Here is a 17067-nt window from a genome sequence, read left to right as displayed (position 1 = left end):
TCTAAAAAAACCGTTGACAGGGTTTGGGATCGTTTGCTATAAGGATGATCCTTGCTCTTGGGGTGTCGCCAAGCGGTAAGGCACCGGATTTTGATTCCGGCATTCCCAGGTTCGAATCCTGGCACCCCAGCCACTACCAACACATGCAAGCGAGGGTGGAAGATAATCCGGCGCAGCACGAAGTAATACAGTTTCGGTCCCATCGTCTAGCGGTTAGGACACCGGCCTTTCACGTCGGTAACAGGGGTTCAAGTCCCCTTGGGATCACCATATGAAGCGGCAAACCTTTTTGAAGGGTTGCCGCTTTTTTTATCCCCATTGTTGCATTGTGTAGGCATAAACCCCTTTAATTTTCCGGCGGCGTTTGCTATTGTTACTACCTTGAAATTTGGTGATTGGAGGGTCCTTACCCCAGCATCTTCACGGGCTTCCCTCAATGGCTGCCATGGAGAAGGCGAGGGCGTTGTTTATCGATTGACTTGAATATGAAAAATTCAATGGAGATTGGTTACGGAATGAAAAAAGCTCTCATTACCGGTATTACCGGACAGGATGGATCGTACCTCGCAGAACTGTTGCTGGAAAAAGGTTACGAGGTCCACGGCGTCAAGCGCAGGGCCTCTCTGTTTAACACGGATCGGATTGACCACCTCTACCAGGACCCCCACGAAACAGGGCGGCGTTTCGTGCTTCACTATGGCGACATGACCGATTCCACCAACCTGATCAGAATCATCCAGTCGGTCCAACCCGACGAGATATACAATCTGGCAGCACAATCCCACGTGGCGGTATCGTTTGAAACGCCGGAATACACCGCCAATGCCGATGCCATCGGCCCCCTGCGGATCCTCGAAGCGATTCGCATCCTCGGCCTGGAAAAGAAGACCCGCTTTTACCAGGCATCAACGTCCGAACTGTACGGTCTGGTTCAGGAAATCCCCCAGAAAGAGACGACCCCCTTCTACCCCCGCTCTCCCTATGCCGTTGCCAAGCTCTACGCCTACTGGATCACCGTCAACTACCGCGAATCATACGGTATCTATGGCTGCAACGGCATCCTGTTCAATCACGAATCACCGGTGAGGGGGGAGACCTTCGTCACCCGCAAGATTACCCGCGCCTTGGCTCGCATCAAGCTGGGATTGCAGGAGTGCCTCTATCTGGGCAACCTTGACGCAAAGCGCGACTGGGGGCATGCCCGGGATTATGTTGAAATGCAGTGGCTCCTGATGCAGCAGGATGAGCCTGAAGACTGGGTCATTGCCACCGGTATCCAGTACAGCGTCCGTGACTTTGTCAACGCCGCTGCCGAAGAGTTGGGGATGAAGATAGCGTGGCAAGGGGCGGGAGTCAATGAGACCGGAACCGATCACTCCGGCAAGGTCATGGTCAAGGTCGATCCGCGCTATTTCCGCCCCACCGAGGTGGAGACCCTCCTGGGCGACGCGGCCAAGGCCAGGGAGAAACTGGGGTGGGCTCCAAAAATCAGTTTCAGGGAACTGGTGTCCGAGATGGTGCGCGAGGACCTGAGAGCCGCCGAACGTGATGAGTTGGTAAAGAAACACGGCTACAAGGCGTTTGACCACCATGAATAAGGATTCGCGAATCTTCGTTGCCGGGTCCCATGGGCTCGTGGGTTCCGCACTTGTCAGGCAATTGCGGTCCCGTGGGTATGTCAATCTCTTGCTTCCCGAGAAGAGGGAACTTGACCTGGCCCATCAGCAGGCCGTGGCGGACTTCTTTGCAAGTCAAAAACCCGACTACGTATTCCTTGCTGCTGCCAAGGTCGGCGGCATCCATGCCAATAACACCTATCCTGCCGACTTCATCTACACCAACCTGATGATTCAGAACAACGTCATTCACCACGCCTGGCTGAACGGCGTCAAACGGCTCCTCTTCCTCGGCTCATCCTGCATCTATCCGAAGCACGCACCGCAGCCCATGCAAGAGGAGCATCTCCTGACCGGTCCCCTGGAACCCACCAACGAGCCCTACGCCATAGCGAAAATTGCCGGCATCAAGATGTGCGAATCCTACAACCGACAATATGGCACCAAATTTGTAGCAGTCATGCCTACCAATCTCTATGGTCCCGGCGACAACTTCCACCCCGAGAACAGCCATGTCCTCCCCGCGCTGATCCGGCGGTTCCACGAAGCCAAGAGGCAGAACGCTTCATCGGTTGTTGTCTGGGGAAGCGGCACACCTCGCCGGGAGCTGCTCTATGTTGATGACATGGCGGAGGGGTGTCTTCATGTCATGGATTTAACGGATGATCAGCTTGCTTCGGAGCTGTTGAGCTACCCCAAGCCGTGTTTCGTGAATCTCGGCACGGGGCATGATGTCACCATCCGTGAACTGGCAGAAACAGTCCGTAATGTAGTCGGGTTTTCCGGCGACCTGGTATTCGATGCATCAAAACCCGATGGAACTCCCCGCAAGCTTCAAGACATCTCACGGATGCACGGTCTAGGATGGCGGCACAGGGTGGAGCTTGAAGAGGGGATTCGGCGCACGTATCAGTGGTATGTGGAAAATTACGCAAAGTGAGGAAGTCGAACGTTGCGATCCGATCTTTCTGCATCTGTCGTAGATACCTTGAGGGCGGCGCTCGAGGATGAACCGCTGCTAGAACTGGCAGTACTGATCGGGAGTGGGGCAACGGGCCGCCGAGGCTTGGAAAGCGACTGGGACATCGCTATTCAGTGGGATCGGGATGTTTCCCTTCTTGGGCACCTGGGGCGAACCGAAAGCCTCCGAAGGCGGCTGGCGTCCATCCTTGGTATAACAGAAGACACCGTCGACCTGATCGACCTCCCCTCGGCCCGCTTGGCCATGCGCGCTGTGGTCGCAGAAGAGGGGATCCCTCTTAAAGGGGAAGACGGACTTCCCTGGCAGCATTTTCTCCGACGAACCTGGCGCGATCTTGAAGATTACTACTGGGAGCAGACCTATGCGGCTTGACCTGTACCAGGCTGAAACGGCATATATCGCCCAGGAACAAACGGCGCTGCTGGATGAGGCCCGTGCTATTTTGCTTTCTGAAAGGCCCCTGTCACGTCTTGAAGAGAACGGTGTACTCCATGCCATACAGGTGCTTGTAGAGAATGCCATCGGCAAGGCAAAGCAGTTGCTCAAGGCAAGCGGAAAGCAGGTGCCTGTATCGGCATATGACAGCTTTCATGCCCTGGCTGACCTGGGGGTGATCAAGGTCAGCTCCCTTGCTGCGTGGAATGCCACCATAGGATTGCGTAACCGGCTAGTCCATGACTACATGAATATCGACATGGGCCGGATTTTAGAACTTGTCAGAAATGAACAGTACCGGTTTGTGACGGAGTTCCTCATGTCGCCTGTGCAGGAAGTGAGTGATAAAGCGTAAACGCTTTTGCGAGAATGAGAGAATTTCCTATTTTGGATCACTACTGTCCGGTTAATAGTTGAATAAGTTCAGTTGGTTGCGCTCAGGATAATCAGCATTTCGCTTGAGAGCCTCCGCAACCAGCGATGAAATGGGCTTTTTCTCGAACAAGTTGACCTCCAGAATCTGTAGAAAAGTGTAGAGCGAACACGGAACCCCCAACTTCTTTTTCGTGATCGCCACCAGCAGATAGATGCACAAGGCAACCCATATCTGGCTCTTCACGGCATTGACTGACGTTCCGATGAACGACTTGATCCGCAGGTGCTGTTTGATCCATTTGAAAAACAGCTCCACCTGCCAGCGCTGCTTGTAAATCGCAGCCACCGTCGCTGCCGGAATCTCGAAGTTGTTCGTGAGAAATACGAGTCGCTTGTTCCGTTCTTTGTCAACATAGCTGACCCGGCGCAGTTTCTCCGGATACCCCTTTTTCGACTTCTGCGTCACCAGGGTGATAATCTGGTCTGCCCGTACACCTGATTCCTTGTCCTTCGGATGGGAATATAACCGCTGGCATTTCAGGTTGTCCTTTGCCCGAACTACGAAGAATGCTCCCTGCTTGTGGATGGAGTGGAGCCGGGCAAAATCGACATACCCTCTGTCCATCGTGTAAATGGCATCCTTTGCAACCGGCAGATGGTCCAGCATCCTGACATCGTGGACCTTGCCAGTGGTAATAGTGACCCAGGTTGGAATGGGACCACGCAGATCAATGAGCGTATGCATCTTGACCGCCGCCTTGGTTTTGCGGAACTCGGCCCATGGGAACAGCGTAAGGCACAGGTCGATAGTGGTCGAGTCAAAGGCGTAGAGCGGTTGCGTAAGCTCAACGGCGATGGCATCAGCCTGGTACAGCTGCTGAGCTATGCCGATCAGTACATGACCGAAGTCTTGGAAGATACGCCAGTCCCTGCGCTCGTTCGCGTCGGCAAGGGTCGTGCGGGAGACATCACCACGAAAGCCGATGTGGTACAGCTTCTCCTGGTGGGAGTTCAGGCAGGTCTCGATATCCCGCAAGCTCTCACGGCCAGCCATCTGGGCATAAGCCAGGCAGAGGAACTGGTCATAGGTCGAGAACTTCTTCTCCCGATACTCGCCACGGTGTCGGCGAACGCAGAGATTGAATTCGTACCGGGGCAGAAACTGCAGAAGTTGTTTGAAAACGGTCGGACCGGTGTGCATTGCTCCCCTCCTGTAAAGGGAGGAAGGCTACACCCAGAACGAATTCATGTCGAAAAAAGAACAATTGTGCCAAAGAGCAATAAAGTTCAACAAGTTACAGCTGTACAATCAAAGTTTACCGGACAGTAGTAATTTTGGATAACGATTCGGTCAGAAGGATAGGGCGGACGTATCAGTGGTATGTGGAAAATGTGAGCAAGGATTCCCGCCGGTCAACTTGATGGATTGCGATATGGAACAGTTGAAGACTGAGCTTGCACCGATTTTCGCAAAATACCATGACGAGATTGTCGCCGCCTATCTTTTCGGTTCGACTGCCAGTGGGCTGACATCCTCTTTAAGCGATATTGATATTGCAGTGTTGCCGCGCAACACGGATAAAGTGAGTGGAGCAACACTGAAATTTCATCTATACGCAGACCTGTGCCGAAAACTGAACAGAAACGATATCGATTTGATGATGATGGGGCTTTCAGGCAATCTTATCTTGAATGATGAGATTCTCCGGAATGGGAAACTTCTCTACGTGACCGACCATGATGCCCGAGACGACTTTGAGCTCAAGGTTCTCCATAGGTGCACGGATTTCAAATTTCAGCGTCGATACGCCATGGGGGTTTAGTGGAGCGCATACGGCAGAAGATAGGAAGAATCAACGAACATCTTTCTATAATTCGCGCAATCAAGGATGATTGCAGTCGCAAATTTGCTGTTGATCCGATATATCGCGGTGCATTGCTCCACTATCTCTATCTGCTTTCTGATGGTTGCATCGTGCTGGCAGAGTTGGTAATAAAGCATAAAGGGTTACGACTCCCTCAGTCTTATGCGGAATCGTTCGATATCCTCGGTGAGAGCAAGGTACTTGATGAGGACTTCGCTTATCGTTTTGCGAGTATTGCCGGTTTCCGTAACTTTCTCGCCCATGACTATGAAAAGATTGATCAGGAAGTAATTTGTGGCGCGATAATGAACAGCCTGAATGATGTAGATATCTTCCTGCAACATATTCGTAAGTCAATGGGGTTAGTTGGTTGATTAAATTGCTCAAGAGCAGTTGGAAGAGAATATTGCATCATGGATAACGATTCGGTCAGAAGGATTGAGGAACAGTTCAAGCATCACATTGGTGTTCTTTTCTGAAGATTGTCAGAGCAAGCTCGATCTGGTGGTTGAAGGACAGCAGATGATTGTGGAGAAGGTAGACCGACTGGGAACCCGGATGGATCGTCTTGACACCAAGGTTGATACGTCGGATGTCAAAGTAGATGTTGTATTTGCCGATCTTTGCGTCCACCGGGCCGACACTGCGGTCCATCACGGGGTGTATCGGGTGAAGTAAGGGTAATTCCCGGGCTTTAAACCGGCATCTGGCACAATGGAGATGATAAATGGCACTTGACGAAATTGACCTGAAAAAGATAGAGGAGCTGTTTAAGCATCAGATCGGCATACTGAATGAGAGTTTTCAGCACAAACTCGACATCGTCGTTGAGGGACATCAGATGCTGAACGAAAAGGCCGACCGCCTGGAAGGGCGGATGGACCGATTGGAAGGACGGATGGACCGATTGGAGGTCAAGCTCGATGCTGTTGCTACCGACCTTGCCGCCCACCGCGCCGACACCGAGGCGCATCATGGGGTGTATCGGGTGAAGGAAGGGTAATAGGGAAAGAGTGGAAGTGCCTCTCATTCTCCTAATTGATCAAAGGTTGCGGAGATGTTATGAGACCGACAAAAGAAGAACTTTTAGCTTTTTTGCAGAGCAAGAAAACAGATTTTCGCCAGGAATTTACCATACAGAAACTAGGTGTCTTTGGCTCATTTGCCCGCGGTACGGCCACTGATGAAAGTGATATTGATCTTGTCGTAGAACTTGAGAAACCAGACTTATACAATCTGATCGGCATCAAACAAGCGGTTGAAGAGGAGTTCGGAGGAAAGGTCGATGTGGTACGACTGCGTCCTCATATGAACAGCATGCTCAAAAAGCGGATTGAACAGGATGCTATTTATGTTTGACCGCGAGCTGCTGGTAGCTGACATCACCAACATCATCTGGGATCGACGCCGTTGCGGCCTACCTTTCCGCCCACAGGGCCGACACACCGAGGCGCATCATGGAGTGTATCGGGTGAAGGAAGGGTAGGGGGGGGCTCCGCAGCTGCCAGTTCTCTGAAATGGATCCAGAACCGTTACGAAGGGGCACCGGAAAGGTCAAGTATCATGGAACGCATGATTCAGATTCATATCGAGAAATTGCCTGAAGGGGTGTATCTAGCGACGTCAGATGACATTCAGGGACTCGTTGTCCAAGGTCGTACCGTCAGTGAAACATTGGAAATTGCTCGTGACGTGGCACGACGCTTGATTGAAGCGCAGACGGAACGAAAAAAAACCATAAAGCTGAAACCCATCAGAAAGAGTTTTGATCTGGATTTGGTAGTCGGAAACTGATATGGGGCGCCTGTCGGGATTTCGTTATCGTGAGATTATCAAACGTCTCAAGGCCTTCGGATTCGTTTTCGATCGACAGGCGGCAGGGAGTCACGAGATTTGGTACAACCCTGATAAAGACAAGTATACGACGATTCCGAACCACGCCGGCGACATGCCTGAAGGGACTCTTAGGGCGATACTGAAACAGGCTGAAATAGATCCTGAAGATTTTCTGAAAACCGGCAAGTAAGATGATGCTGTTATTTTCCGAGTGAAGGGCGAAGTGGGAGCTTTTTTTGCCGGGAAATATGGGGAGTGTCCCTCATTTCCCCTCCTCATTTCCCCTCATTTCCCCCAGACTGATGATCGTTTTGATCTTGTTGACCTGAAGATCGAGACTCTGAACAAGAAGATCAGCGCCGTTGCAGCTGATCTTTCCGCCCACCGGTGCGACGCCGAGGCGCATCATGGGGTGTGTTGGGTGAAGGAAGGATAACAGGTGTGGATTGAGGGTACGTTTTTCCGCGTGCTGCCCGTTTCTATATGACGTAGCACGTAGCAAAAGCGGACATGTGGCAATGAGAAATATGGGGAGTGTCCCTCATCTCCTCATCTCCCTCTTTATTGTCGGAAAAAATGGAGAGAGTCCCTCGTTTCCCCCCCTCATTTCCTCCCATTTCCTCCTCATTTCCCTCATGACAGCATAATGAGAACTGACAATAATACTTTGTGGGAGTGTCTTTTGAAAATCCATCCACTTTCCGACGTGCAGGCAAAGCAGATCGGCCAGGGCACCAGTATCTGGCAGTATGTAGTGGTGTTGCCGGGTGCTGTGATTGGTTCAGATTGTAATATCTGTTCACATTGTTTCATTGAAAATGCCGTAGTTATCGGTGATCGGGTCACGATCAAGTGTGGTGTGCAGATCTGGGATGGGTTGCGTGTTGAGGATGACGTGTTCATTGGCCCCAATGTCACGTTTACCAACGATCTGTTTCCAAGGAGCAAGCAACACCCTAAAGAGTTTGCCAAAACAGTCATTCAAAAGGGCGCTTCTATAGGTGCCAATGCCACTATCCTTGCCGGTAGCACAATTGGCAGGAATGCCATGGTTGGCGCGGGTGCTGTGGTTACGAAAAGCGTCCCGCCAAATGCCATCGTGGTGGGGAACCCAGCACGAATAACCGGTTATGTTTCGACGATTCCTGCTCAGCAAAAGCATTCCGAGATTGAAGTAGGTGAGAATATAGGAACTGTTGGTCAGTCGGCAATTCCGGGCGTGCAGTTTGTCCGTTTGCCTATCATCCCTGACCTGCGGGGCAGTCTCTCCTTTGCAGAATTCGGTCAATATCTCCCTTTTATCCCTAAACGCTATTTTCTTGTCTTTGACGTGCAGAGTCGTGAAGTGCGCGGCGAGCATGCACACAAGGAACTGCACCAGTTCCTGGTTTGTGTCAAGGGGGCCTGTTCGGTCATGGTTGATGACGGTAACTGTCGCGAAGAATATATCCTCAATACGCCAGGCGCGGCTTTGCATATCCCTCCTCTGGTCTGGGGCGTACAGTACAAATATTCTCCAGATGCAGTTCTGATGGTGCTTGCTTCGGATGTCTACAAACCTGAAGATTACATTAGGGATTATGACCAGTTTATTGCCTTGGTGAAGAAATGATTATTCCCTTCCTCGATCTAAAATCCCCCTATCTTGAACTGCAAGCAGAGCTGGACGATGCCTATCGGCGTGTCATGGAATCGGGGTGGTACATACTAGGCAAAGAGGTTGAAGCGTTCGAGGCAGAGTTTGCAGAGTACTGTCAGGTTAAGCACTGTATCGGTGTGGGGAATGGCCTTGAAGCCCTACATCTTATTCTGCGGGCCATGGATATCGGACCAGGCGATGAAGTCATTGTTCCATCCAACACCTATATTGCAACATGGCTTGCCGTCTCATATACGGGCGCCACTCCGGTACCAGTTGAACCAGATGTAATTACATATAATCTCAACCCGGTCTTGATTGAAGTAGCAATAACTAAAAACACCAAGGCGATACTTCCGGTCCACCTTTACGGCCAAACCGCCGATATGGATCCGATAAATGCGATTGCTGCTCGGTACGGCCTTAAGGTTGTAGAAGATGTTGCACAATCACATGGCGCACGCTACAAGGGTCGACGCGCCGGTTCATTGGGTGACGCAGCCGGGTTCAGTTTCTACCCCGGGAAAAACATGGGCGCCTTTGGTGATGGCGGCGCGATCACCACAAATGATGATCAATTAGCAAAAAAAATACGGGTGTTGCGCAACTATGGTTCACAAATAAAATATCATAATGAGATCAAAGGTTATAATTCACGACTTGATGAACTGCAGGCAGCATTTTTGAGAGTGAAGTTGACAAAACTGGACGAATGGAATGAAAGGCGTAAGCAGATTGCTGCTAGTTATCTGGATGGTTTGAAATCGAATGAGCATCTTGTTTTGCCACATGTTCCTGAATGGGCGGATCCTGTCTGGCACCTCTTTGTATTAAGGTGCAAAAATAGGGATGTTTTGCAAAGACAGTTAAACGAAGCAGGAATCGGCACGATGATTCACTATCCGATCCCTCCGCATCTTCAGCCAGCGTATTCAGAGCTTGGTTTCTCTGAAGGAACATTTCCAATTTCGGAAAACATTCATGTTGAGGTGCTTAGCCTTCCAATGGGACCGTCGATGTCAAAAGCACAAGCGGAATTTGTTATAAAAACAATGAATCGGATTTTAATACCTTGAATCTCATCAAAACAAGTCTGCTCAATGGTATTGCTGTTGTAATTAGATTGTTTACTTCTATTGGCCTGAACAAGGTTCTTGCATTATATGTGGGGCCTGCAGGTTATGCAGTTATCGGTCAATTCCAGAATGCTATGGGCATGTTAACCTCCTTCGCCAGTGCTGGAATAACTACCGGTGTAACCAAGTATACTGCCGAATATTTTGATGATGAGGAGCAGCAGCACACAGTATGGCGCACTGCAGGAACTATAGTTTTCTGCGGTTCATTGTTTGCCTCACTCGGCATTGCACTTTTTCACCGTTCACTAGCCCGAATGTTTCTTAAGGATGAAGCCTACGCAGGTGTATTCCTCTGGCTGGCTGCTACGCTGATTCTTATGGTTTTTAATGGGCTTCTTTTAGCTATTTTGAACGGTAAGAAAGATATTCGCCGTTATGTAACGGTAAATATTACTGGAAGCTTGGTATCGTTGATAGTAACTGGCATCTTGGCCAAAGTTTGGGGATTGTATGGCGCGCTGGTTGCCTTAGCCATCAATCAGTCAATTGTTTTTATAGTCACGTTTGCAATGTGCCAACGAGCGGCTTGGTTTCGTGTTGCCCATATCATCGGTCCTATAGACCTGATAGCAGCACGTAACTTGGGCAAATTCATGCTCATGGCGCTTACCACTGCTGCTGTTGGCCCAACGAGCCAAATCATCGTTCGGGATCATCTGGCAACAAAATTCGGTTGGACAAGTGCAGGCCACTGGCAGGCAGTAACAAAAATTAGCGATATTTATTTGATGCTTATAACAACAACTCTTAGTGTTTATTATCTCCCGAAGCTGTCTGAGATCAGAGATATTACAGAGATAAAGAAAGAAATCCTGCGAGGATATAAACTTATTCTTCCTCTTACTGTAAGTGGGGCTAGTATTATTTATTTATTACGAGACTGGATAGTTGAAATATTGTTTACAAAAGACTTTTATCCAATGACTGAGTTGTTTGCATGGCAACTTTCCGGGGATGTTGTTAAAATTTGCAGTTGGTTGCTGGCTTATGTAATGTTAGGCCGGGCTTTGGTGAGAACCTTTATTTTTACTGAGATTCTATTCGGCACTACATTTATTGGGTTTACTTTTGTTTTTACGAAATATGTTGGGCTAAAAGGTGCAACTGTAGGGTATTTTATCAATTATGTTGTGTACTGGATTACCATGATATATTTAATACCAAAGTTCATAAATGGACGAAGGCACATATCAGCAATTTGACGGTATATTGGTCGTAAACACATGAGAGATACGGTAATAATATTTTGTAAATGTATGAATATGGGAGGGACAGAAACCCTGACCATTCGTCTATTAAATTGGTATAGACAAAATAATTACAGATCAATACTTCTTACATTAGACGAAATAACAAGCATGACATTGCTAGAAGATATAAAAAAAATTAATATAGAACATTATGTTTATAATCACAATAAAAGAGAATTTTATTCGTGCAAATCTAACAAATTGACATTTAATTCAAAAGACAATTGTTTGATAATAACTCATTTTATGCCAGAGTTTTTTGAATGTTTTTCTATGTTAACAGAATCAAAATATAGTTGTAAATTTAGACACACTATCTACATTGTACATCCGTATTCCACTTATATGGTTAGTAAGAAAATTGCTTTTATTGGGAAAGGATTGATAGACTATTTGTTGAAAAAAAATGTTATAGTTTTTATGGATGAAACTTGCATTGAAAAATGTGTGAATTATTACGGACTGATACCTGAAGAGTATGATCTAACAGTACTCAGGCTTCCCATATCAGTGAACTGTGAAAATATAATTGCAAATAGAAATAAAATATTTAATATATTAACTGTTTCACGATTCGAATTCCCTTTTAAGGGTTATGTTATCGGGTTGATAAAATCATTTGAAAAACTCTATACCGTTAACAATAACATATCATTAACAATCATTGGTTATGGGGAGGGAAAGGATTCTGTGCTTAGGGCAATCCGTGACATGCAGCCAGTGGTTGCAGAAAAAATTAGTGTTATAGACCAAGTCCCTTATAGTAAGTTGAATGAATATATTTTGAAATCTGACGTTTTTGTGGGTATGGGTACAACCATTCTTGATGCTGCTCAGATGAGTAAAATTTGCATAGTTGCTATTGCATACCAAATGTCTGATCATGCAGCTGGCTTTCTCCATGATAATTATAAAAACATTGGAGAGATATACGATAAAAGTAATAATTACCCCTCTATTTATAACTTATTGAATAAAGCACTAGATTTCAATAATGATGAATTTAAATATTATTCTGATTACACGTATAGAATAATAAAGGAATGCTATAATATTGATGTCATAGCGCCAAAACTATGGCAAAACACTTCATATTTATTTACAATAAATGCATATTTACTTGTCAAATTATTAGCAGCGTTAAATGTCCTAATTACGCTTATAGCTAAGAAGTTTATTAAACGTGAATATAATGCGAATGGTAATTAATGTCGGTTTATGATATTGGCATTTATAACTGCTCATTTCTGAATTAAGTAGTTTTAAATTACATATTTTGAACGATTTGCATACCTTTTTTTCATCAACATCGTAACAACATAACTTAACTATATTAGCACTTTATATTGAATTTATTGTTTTATCATATATATAATACTCATCTCTAAGGATTCTGTGCAGAGTTTACTAAATGGACATTCACGTATTATCCTACGGATTGGGCAATCAGCTTTCTCAATACGCTTTTTTCATTAACAGGCGACAACTAATGCAGCGTGCTTATGCTTTTTACGCGTTTAAGCAACACAACGGATACGAGCTTGATCGTATATTCGGTCTTAAAGAAGGACTGCCTTGGTATTTGCAATTTGTACGAGTTGTATTCCGTCTTGGAATATCCCGCCGATTCTACTCTAAGCGAACGGCCGATTTTGTACTTTCACTCTTCCGTATAAAAGTCATAGATGAAGCGTACAATTATGAATTCGATCCTTCACTACTAAAGCCTTGGTTTGGAATACGTATACTTTATGGTGGATGGCACGACTCCCGTTATTTTCACCCTTCTGAAGCTGCTGTGCGTACTGCTTTCTCATTCCCGCCACTCGATGATGTAAACGATGCTATCCTTCAGCAAATTGATGCCGTTTACGGTGTTTCTATTCACGTGCGTCGCGGGGACTATTTGAAGGGGATAAACTCGAATCTTTTTGGAGGTATTGCTACTCTTGAATATTACAGGAATGCAATAGGTTGGGCCATTACTTATTGTAAGCATAGAAGTTTAGAGATTAAATTTTATGTCTTCTCTGACGATATTGACTGGTGTAAGCAAAATCTTGGATTAAGGGATGCCGTTTATGTTAGCGGTAACAGCAAGACTGATTCGTGGAAAGATATCTTACTTATGTCTCACTGTCGTGCCAATATTATTGCAAATAGTACTTTCAGTTGGTGGGCAGCATGGTTAAATCAGCAGCCAAATAAAGTAGTAATTTGTCCAACAAAATTTATTAACACAGATTCTCCAAATCAAACAATTTATCCAGCTGCTTGGCATCAAATAGAAGGTTGAATCCAGCTATGGTTATTAAAAAAATTATATTTACTATAGTTGCTCGTAATTATTATGGTCTTGCACAGGTGTTGCGGCAATCTATTATCAAATACAACGATGACATAACATTCTATGCATTTATTGCTGATGGTATTCCTAGTGATAATCGTGCACTGTTCAGTGCTGATGCTATTGATGTAAATGTAGTAATGCAGCACTTTGTTGCTCCTGAAAAGTTACAGGAGATGGCTTTTAAATACAACCTTACTGAATACTGTACTGCTATTAAACCGTTCTGTTTTGAGTACCTTTTTAACCAAACAGATGTTGATCAAATTATTTATCTAGATCCAGATATTTTAGTTTTTTCTTCACTGACTCCCGTTTTTGATTGTCTGCAATATGCCTCAATCGTGCTGACCCCACACATTTTATTCCCATCCTCGCTTGAGGGCAAACGGTCTGATAGAGGGATTATGGCCACTGGTATTTACAACCTCGGCTTTATAGGGGTTTGTCGATCTAATACTGGATTTACATTTATTAGATGGTGGAGGCAGCGGCTTCTTGATCAGTGTTTCATTGACAGCCATGACGCTTTATTTACTGACCAAAAATGGGCTGATTTTATTCCAGGACTCTTCCCTAGCGAAGATGTTTGTGTGCTAAGGCATTCTGGCACAAACATTGCTCCTTGGAATTTTCATGAGAGGGAAGTATTGATTACAGAAGAGGATAGTCTAGTTGTACGACGTCGACTAGATCCAAATGAATCATTGTTACTTAATAATGAGTGTAAGCAGGAACCAATTATATTTGTGCATTTCTCTGGTTTTGACTACACTTTGTTATGTAAAGGCGAGGCAGTTCAGTATAACATCAGTGGCTTAAGTATATATAATGATCTTCAGTCGTTAATTGATATATATGTGGCATCTATCCAAGCACAAAAGGAAACAGTCCTCAAGTTTTTAGGCATGACCTATGGCTACGAATCATTTCAAGATGGCAGCCTAATAATTTCTTTTCATCGTCGCTTATATCGTTCAGCTGTTGAGTCTGGGCACAATGTCGGCAACCCATTTAGCACTGATAATCATAGTTTTCATAGTCAGCTTGTTAAACATAAACTTTTATTAAACAGGGCCGTGGTTAAGAAATCTGATCGATCTAATAAATATAATTATCCGAATCTAAGCGATAAATTGATTATAATTAATAGAATGATGAGAGTAATTAGAAAAATCATTGGTTTAGAAAACTTTCTTTTGTTGTTGCGTTTAATGCGCCCGTATTCTCGAGCAGAGGCACAACTTCATAATGTTTATCAGAATATGAATAAATTATAGCAATCTATTATAGTTTCTTGATGTTACCTTGTCGAATTGATAACAATGATAGTTGATTGTATTATATATAATAGTTGGTTGATATGCATGATATAGTATATATATTACTATTTGTATTTGTTGCTGTCTCTGCGTTTGTTAGCAGTCTATGCCAAGATAAGGCTCTTAAATTTATACTGTTTTCAGCATCGACATTTTTTATGAGTGCTATAATAGCATTCCGATGGGAAATAGGTACAGATTGGAATTCGTACTACGAATATTTTGTAGGAATAAAAAATGGGTCAGGAAGTTCATATGATAATCATTTTGATATAGGATTTTATTTGCTTAACTTTGTTATTGCAAATATAAACGGGAATTACACAATATTTTTAATAGTAACTACAGTTTTATCCACCGTTTTGGTGAACTATATCATTTATAAAAAATCGAATAATCCGCATCTTGGTCAATTGATTTTCTTGGGAAACTATTTACCAATCCATTTTATGGGAAGTATAAGAAGGTCGATAGCGATTACATTCGTATTCTTATTTCTTATTTATTCAATACAATATAAAAATAAGATCAAATCTTATATCATTATGATGTTCGCTTTTGCCCAGCATAAAACGTCTATAATAGGAATAACTAAATTAATTGTGCCAAAGAAACGTTTTTCTGTAAAGGTTATAATTGCTTTAATTGGTGCTGCATATTTTATCAACTATATTGGTTTAATTGACCTTATCTTGGAAAAATTATTAATGATTACCGTTGGAGGTCCTGATATTGGGCTTGTGAAAACTATAGCGAACTATTCAGGTGAAAACTATAAATTATACTCTCCAGAAAATGTAAATCCACAGATGCAATCATTATTATCCATGATAAAAAAAATAATTTATTTATTCTTTTTCACAAGAGGATTAGCTCGCAATTCAAATTCGTTAGATGATATTTCACTCAACATATATGTAATTGGAATTATGATTTATACACTTTTTATTGGTGCTATGGTTATACAGGTTTTGTCAGTGTATTTTCTATTTATGGAAGTTCTATTAGCTTCTCGTGTGTACAGTAAATTGCGTTTATATGAGAAGAGAGTTTTTCTAATTTACATATTAGTAATATCGTATGCATCCTACGATTCCAATCTTTCAGTGTTCCCAGAATTGTTTAGCCCATATAGGAGTGTTTTATTTTAGCAGGTTGTCGAAAAACTAAACCGCTTTGATTCTGATCTCAGAGCCTTTTATTTATTCAACTAAACTATGGGACAGCAGTGAGATGAAAAACATATTAATTATAACTGGGGTATTGCCCCCCAAAGTTTGTGGTGTTGGTGATTATACAAAAAACTTACTAGACACTGAAATAGGTAAATTATGGTCACCTTATGTCGCAGAATCTTGGAGATTTAGAAAACTATCATTCATACTTAAATCGATTGATCAAAGAAAGCCAGACGTAATATTTATGCAATATCCAGCCGAGGGTTATGGGTGGTCACTTGTCCCTCATATGCTTTTAATTTACTATGTATTTATAAAAAAAATAAAATTCATTACTGTATTGCATGAATATTCAAGTCTTTCATGGAAAAGTCGTTTTTTTATCAGGAACATTCTTTCTAAATCGTCACAGCTTATATTTACTACAAACTTTGAGTTGAATAACTTAGCTAAACATGTTCCAGGCATATTATCAAAAGCAAATGTATTACCGATTCTTTCCAATATTCCTAACCCAAAAGAAATAAAACAAATTTCAGATAGATCGATAGATATTCTATACTTTGGTCATATTCGTCCCAATAAAGGTATCGAAGATTTCCTTAGAGTTATATGCTCGAGCAAAATAGTAAACAAAAATCTAAGTATTAAGTTAGTTGGGCAAATTCCAAAAGGCTATGAAAATTATATAAAATCGCTTCAGGCTATTTATCCTCAAGTTATGAACATCACTACTTTAAATGCAGATCTTGACTTGGTTCATACCATGCTTGGTGAAGCTAAAATTTGTTTTCTTCCTTATCCAGATGGTATTTCAGAACGACGTGGATCATTTTTGGCAGCAATTCAACATGGATCTGTAGTGGCTTCATACGTTGGGACATGGACTCCTAGCGGATTAACAAGTGCATTCATTCCACTGGAAAGAGGTCATGAGGCTGAAAAGATTTTATATTTCCTATCAAACAATGAATTGTTAACTAGTCAACAACTTAATTCAATTTCCTACCATAATGAATCTGGGATCACAAATTGGAATGAGCTATCAAATGCATATTTAAAAATATCTGAATTATAGGCGAA

20 protein-coding genes and 2 tRNA genes are annotated in these 17067 nt (G+C 43.9%); 20 read left to right on the top strand and 2 right to left on the bottom strand.

Going from position 1 to position 17067, the window contains the following annotated elements; genetic code table 11:
• Positions 1-58: 58 nt before the first annotated feature.
• The 6 genes from KJB29_RS09570 (at position 59) to hepT (KJB29_RS09545) (ending at position 3388) form a co-directional block, all read left to right on the top strand.
• Positions 59-133, top strand: a tRNA-Gln gene (locus KJB29_RS09570).
• 62 nt (positions 134-195) lie between these two features.
• Positions 196-270, top strand: a tRNA-Glu gene (locus KJB29_RS09565).
• 245 nt (positions 271-515) lie between these two features.
• Positions 516-1598, top strand: a complete 1083-nt coding sequence (gene gmd, locus KJB29_RS09560) for a GDP-mannose 4,6-dehydratase (protein WP_004514786.1) — start codon at positions 516-518, stop codon at positions 1596-1598.
• Positions 1591-2556: a GDP-L-fucose synthase gene (gene fcl / locus KJB29_RS09555; protein ID WP_004514785.1), complete on the top strand. Its 966-nt coding sequence runs from the start codon at positions 1591-1593 to the stop codon at positions 2554-2556. The genes gmd and fcl overlap by 8 nt, the downstream gene beginning before the upstream one ends.
• A 12-nt stretch (positions 2557-2568) precedes the next feature.
• The gene (locus tag KJB29_RS09550; protein ID WP_004514784.1) at positions 2569-2970 is read left to right on the top strand and encodes a nucleotidyltransferase family protein; all 402 of its coding nucleotides are present in this window, start codon (positions 2569-2571) and stop codon (positions 2968-2970) included.
• Positions 2960-3388: a type VII toxin-antitoxin system HepT family RNase toxin gene (hepT, locus tag KJB29_RS09545; protein ID WP_004514783.1), complete on the top strand. Its 429-nt coding sequence runs from the start codon at positions 2960-2962 to the stop codon at positions 3386-3388. The genes KJB29_RS09550 and hepT (KJB29_RS09545) overlap by 11 nt, the downstream gene beginning before the upstream one ends.
• Positions 3389-3439: 51 nt before the next feature.
• On the opposite strand, the gene KJB29_RS09540 is transcribed toward hepT (KJB29_RS09545), so the two are convergent.
• On the bottom strand, positions 3440-4609 hold the full coding sequence (locus KJB29_RS09540; RefSeq protein ID WP_004514806.1) for an IS4-like element ISGme2 family transposase: 1170 nt from the start codon (positions 4607-4609) through the stop codon (positions 3440-3442).
• A 232-nt stretch (positions 4610-4841) separates the two neighbouring features.
• Between KJB29_RS09540 and mntA the strand changes: the two genes are divergently transcribed.
• Both mntA and hepT (KJB29_RS09530) read left to right on the top strand, forming a co-directional pair.
• Positions 4842-5231, top strand: a complete 390-nt coding sequence (mntA, locus tag KJB29_RS09535) for a type VII toxin-antitoxin system MntA family adenylyltransferase antitoxin (protein WP_004514710.1) — start codon at positions 4842-4844, stop codon at positions 5229-5231.
• Positions 5231-5647 (top strand): type VII toxin-antitoxin system HepT family RNase toxin, encoded by a 417-nt coding sequence (gene hepT, locus KJB29_RS09530; RefSeq protein ID WP_011365802.1) that lies wholly within the window; start codon positions 5231-5233, stop codon positions 5645-5647. Before mntA ends, hepT (KJB29_RS09530) begins: the two co-directional genes overlap by 1 nt.
• A 76-nt stretch (positions 5648-5723) precedes the next feature.
• On the opposite strand, the gene KJB29_RS09525 is transcribed toward hepT (KJB29_RS09530), so the two are convergent.
• Positions 5724-5930 (bottom strand): hypothetical protein, encoded by a 207-nt coding sequence (locus KJB29_RS09525; protein ID WP_187148467.1) that lies wholly within the window; start codon positions 5928-5930, stop codon positions 5724-5726.
• Positions 5931-6000: 70 nt separating this feature from the next.
• On the opposite strand from KJB29_RS09525, the gene KJB29_RS09520 reads away from it, so the two are divergent.
• The 12 genes from KJB29_RS09520 to KJB29_RS09465 all read left to right on the top strand — a co-directional run bounded on the left by KJB29_RS09520 (position 6001) and on the right by KJB29_RS09465 (position 17062).
• Positions 6001-6276, top strand: coding sequence for a hypothetical protein (locus KJB29_RS09520; protein ID WP_004514706.1), 276 nt, complete (start codon positions 6001-6003; stop codon positions 6274-6276).
• A 59-nt stretch (positions 6277-6335) separates the two neighbouring features.
• Positions 6336-6632 carry a nucleotidyltransferase family protein gene (locus tag KJB29_RS09515; protein ID WP_004514705.1) on the top strand — a complete coding sequence of 99 codons (297 nt, stop codon included), beginning with the start codon at positions 6336-6338 and terminating at the stop codon, positions 6630-6632.
• A 204-nt stretch (positions 6633-6836) separates the two neighbouring features.
• Entirely contained in the window at positions 6837-7067 is a 231-nt protein-coding gene (locus KJB29_RS09510) for a type II toxin-antitoxin system HicB family antitoxin (RefSeq protein WP_011365806.1), read from the top strand.
• A 1-nt stretch (position 7068) separates the two neighbouring features.
• Entirely contained in the window at positions 7069-7299 is a 231-nt protein-coding gene (locus tag KJB29_RS09505; protein WP_004514704.1) for a type II toxin-antitoxin system HicA family toxin, read from the top strand.
• 492 nt (positions 7300-7791) lie between these two features.
• Positions 7792-8721: a WxcM-like domain-containing protein gene (locus KJB29_RS19550; protein WP_011365808.1), complete on the top strand. Its 930-nt coding sequence runs from the start codon at positions 7792-7794 to the stop codon at positions 8719-8721.
• Positions 8718-9824 (top strand): DegT/DnrJ/EryC1/StrS family aminotransferase, encoded by a 1107-nt coding sequence (locus tag KJB29_RS09495; protein ID WP_004514702.1) that lies wholly within the window; start codon positions 8718-8720, stop codon positions 9822-9824. The genes KJB29_RS19550 and KJB29_RS09495 overlap by 4 nt, the downstream gene beginning before the upstream one ends.
• Complete coding sequence (locus tag KJB29_RS09490) at positions 9821-11089, top strand: O-antigen translocase (RefSeq protein ID WP_004514701.1); 1269 nt, start codon at positions 9821-9823, stop codon at positions 11087-11089. The genes KJB29_RS09495 and KJB29_RS09490 overlap by 4 nt, the downstream gene beginning before the upstream one ends.
• A 393-nt stretch (positions 11090-11482) precedes the next feature.
• Positions 11483-12346 carry a glycosyltransferase gene (locus KJB29_RS09485; RefSeq protein ID WP_238378986.1) on the top strand — a complete coding sequence of 288 codons (864 nt, stop codon included), beginning with the start codon at positions 11483-11485 and terminating at the stop codon, positions 12344-12346.
• Positions 12347-12548: 202 nt separating this feature from the next.
• Positions 12549-13433: an alpha-1,2-fucosyltransferase gene (locus KJB29_RS09480; protein ID WP_004514699.1), complete on the top strand. Its 885-nt coding sequence runs from the start codon at positions 12549-12551 to the stop codon at positions 13431-13433.
• Between the two features lie 8 nt (positions 13434-13441).
• On the top strand, positions 13442-14764 hold the full coding sequence (locus tag KJB29_RS09475; protein ID WP_004514698.1) for a glycosyltransferase: 1323 nt from the start codon (positions 13442-13444) through the stop codon (positions 14762-14764).
• Between the two features lie 83 nt (positions 14765-14847).
• Positions 14848-15957: an EpsG family protein gene (locus KJB29_RS09470; protein WP_004514697.1), complete on the top strand. Its 1110-nt coding sequence runs from the start codon at positions 14848-14850 to the stop codon at positions 15955-15957.
• An 82-nt stretch (positions 15958-16039) separates the two neighbouring features.
• The gene (locus tag KJB29_RS09465; protein WP_004514696.1) at positions 16040-17062 is read left to right on the top strand and encodes a glycosyltransferase family protein; all 1023 of its coding nucleotides are present in this window, start codon (positions 16040-16042) and stop codon (positions 17060-17062) included.
• Positions 17063-17067: the final 5 nt, after the last annotated feature.

This window comes from Geobacter grbiciae (assembly GCF_018531165.1).
Lineage (GTDB): Bacteria > Desulfobacterota > Desulfuromonadia > Geobacterales > Geobacteraceae > Geobacter > Geobacter metallireducens.
Note: the sequence above shows the minus strand (reverse complement) of the source record. Positions and strands in the feature narration are given on the sequence as shown.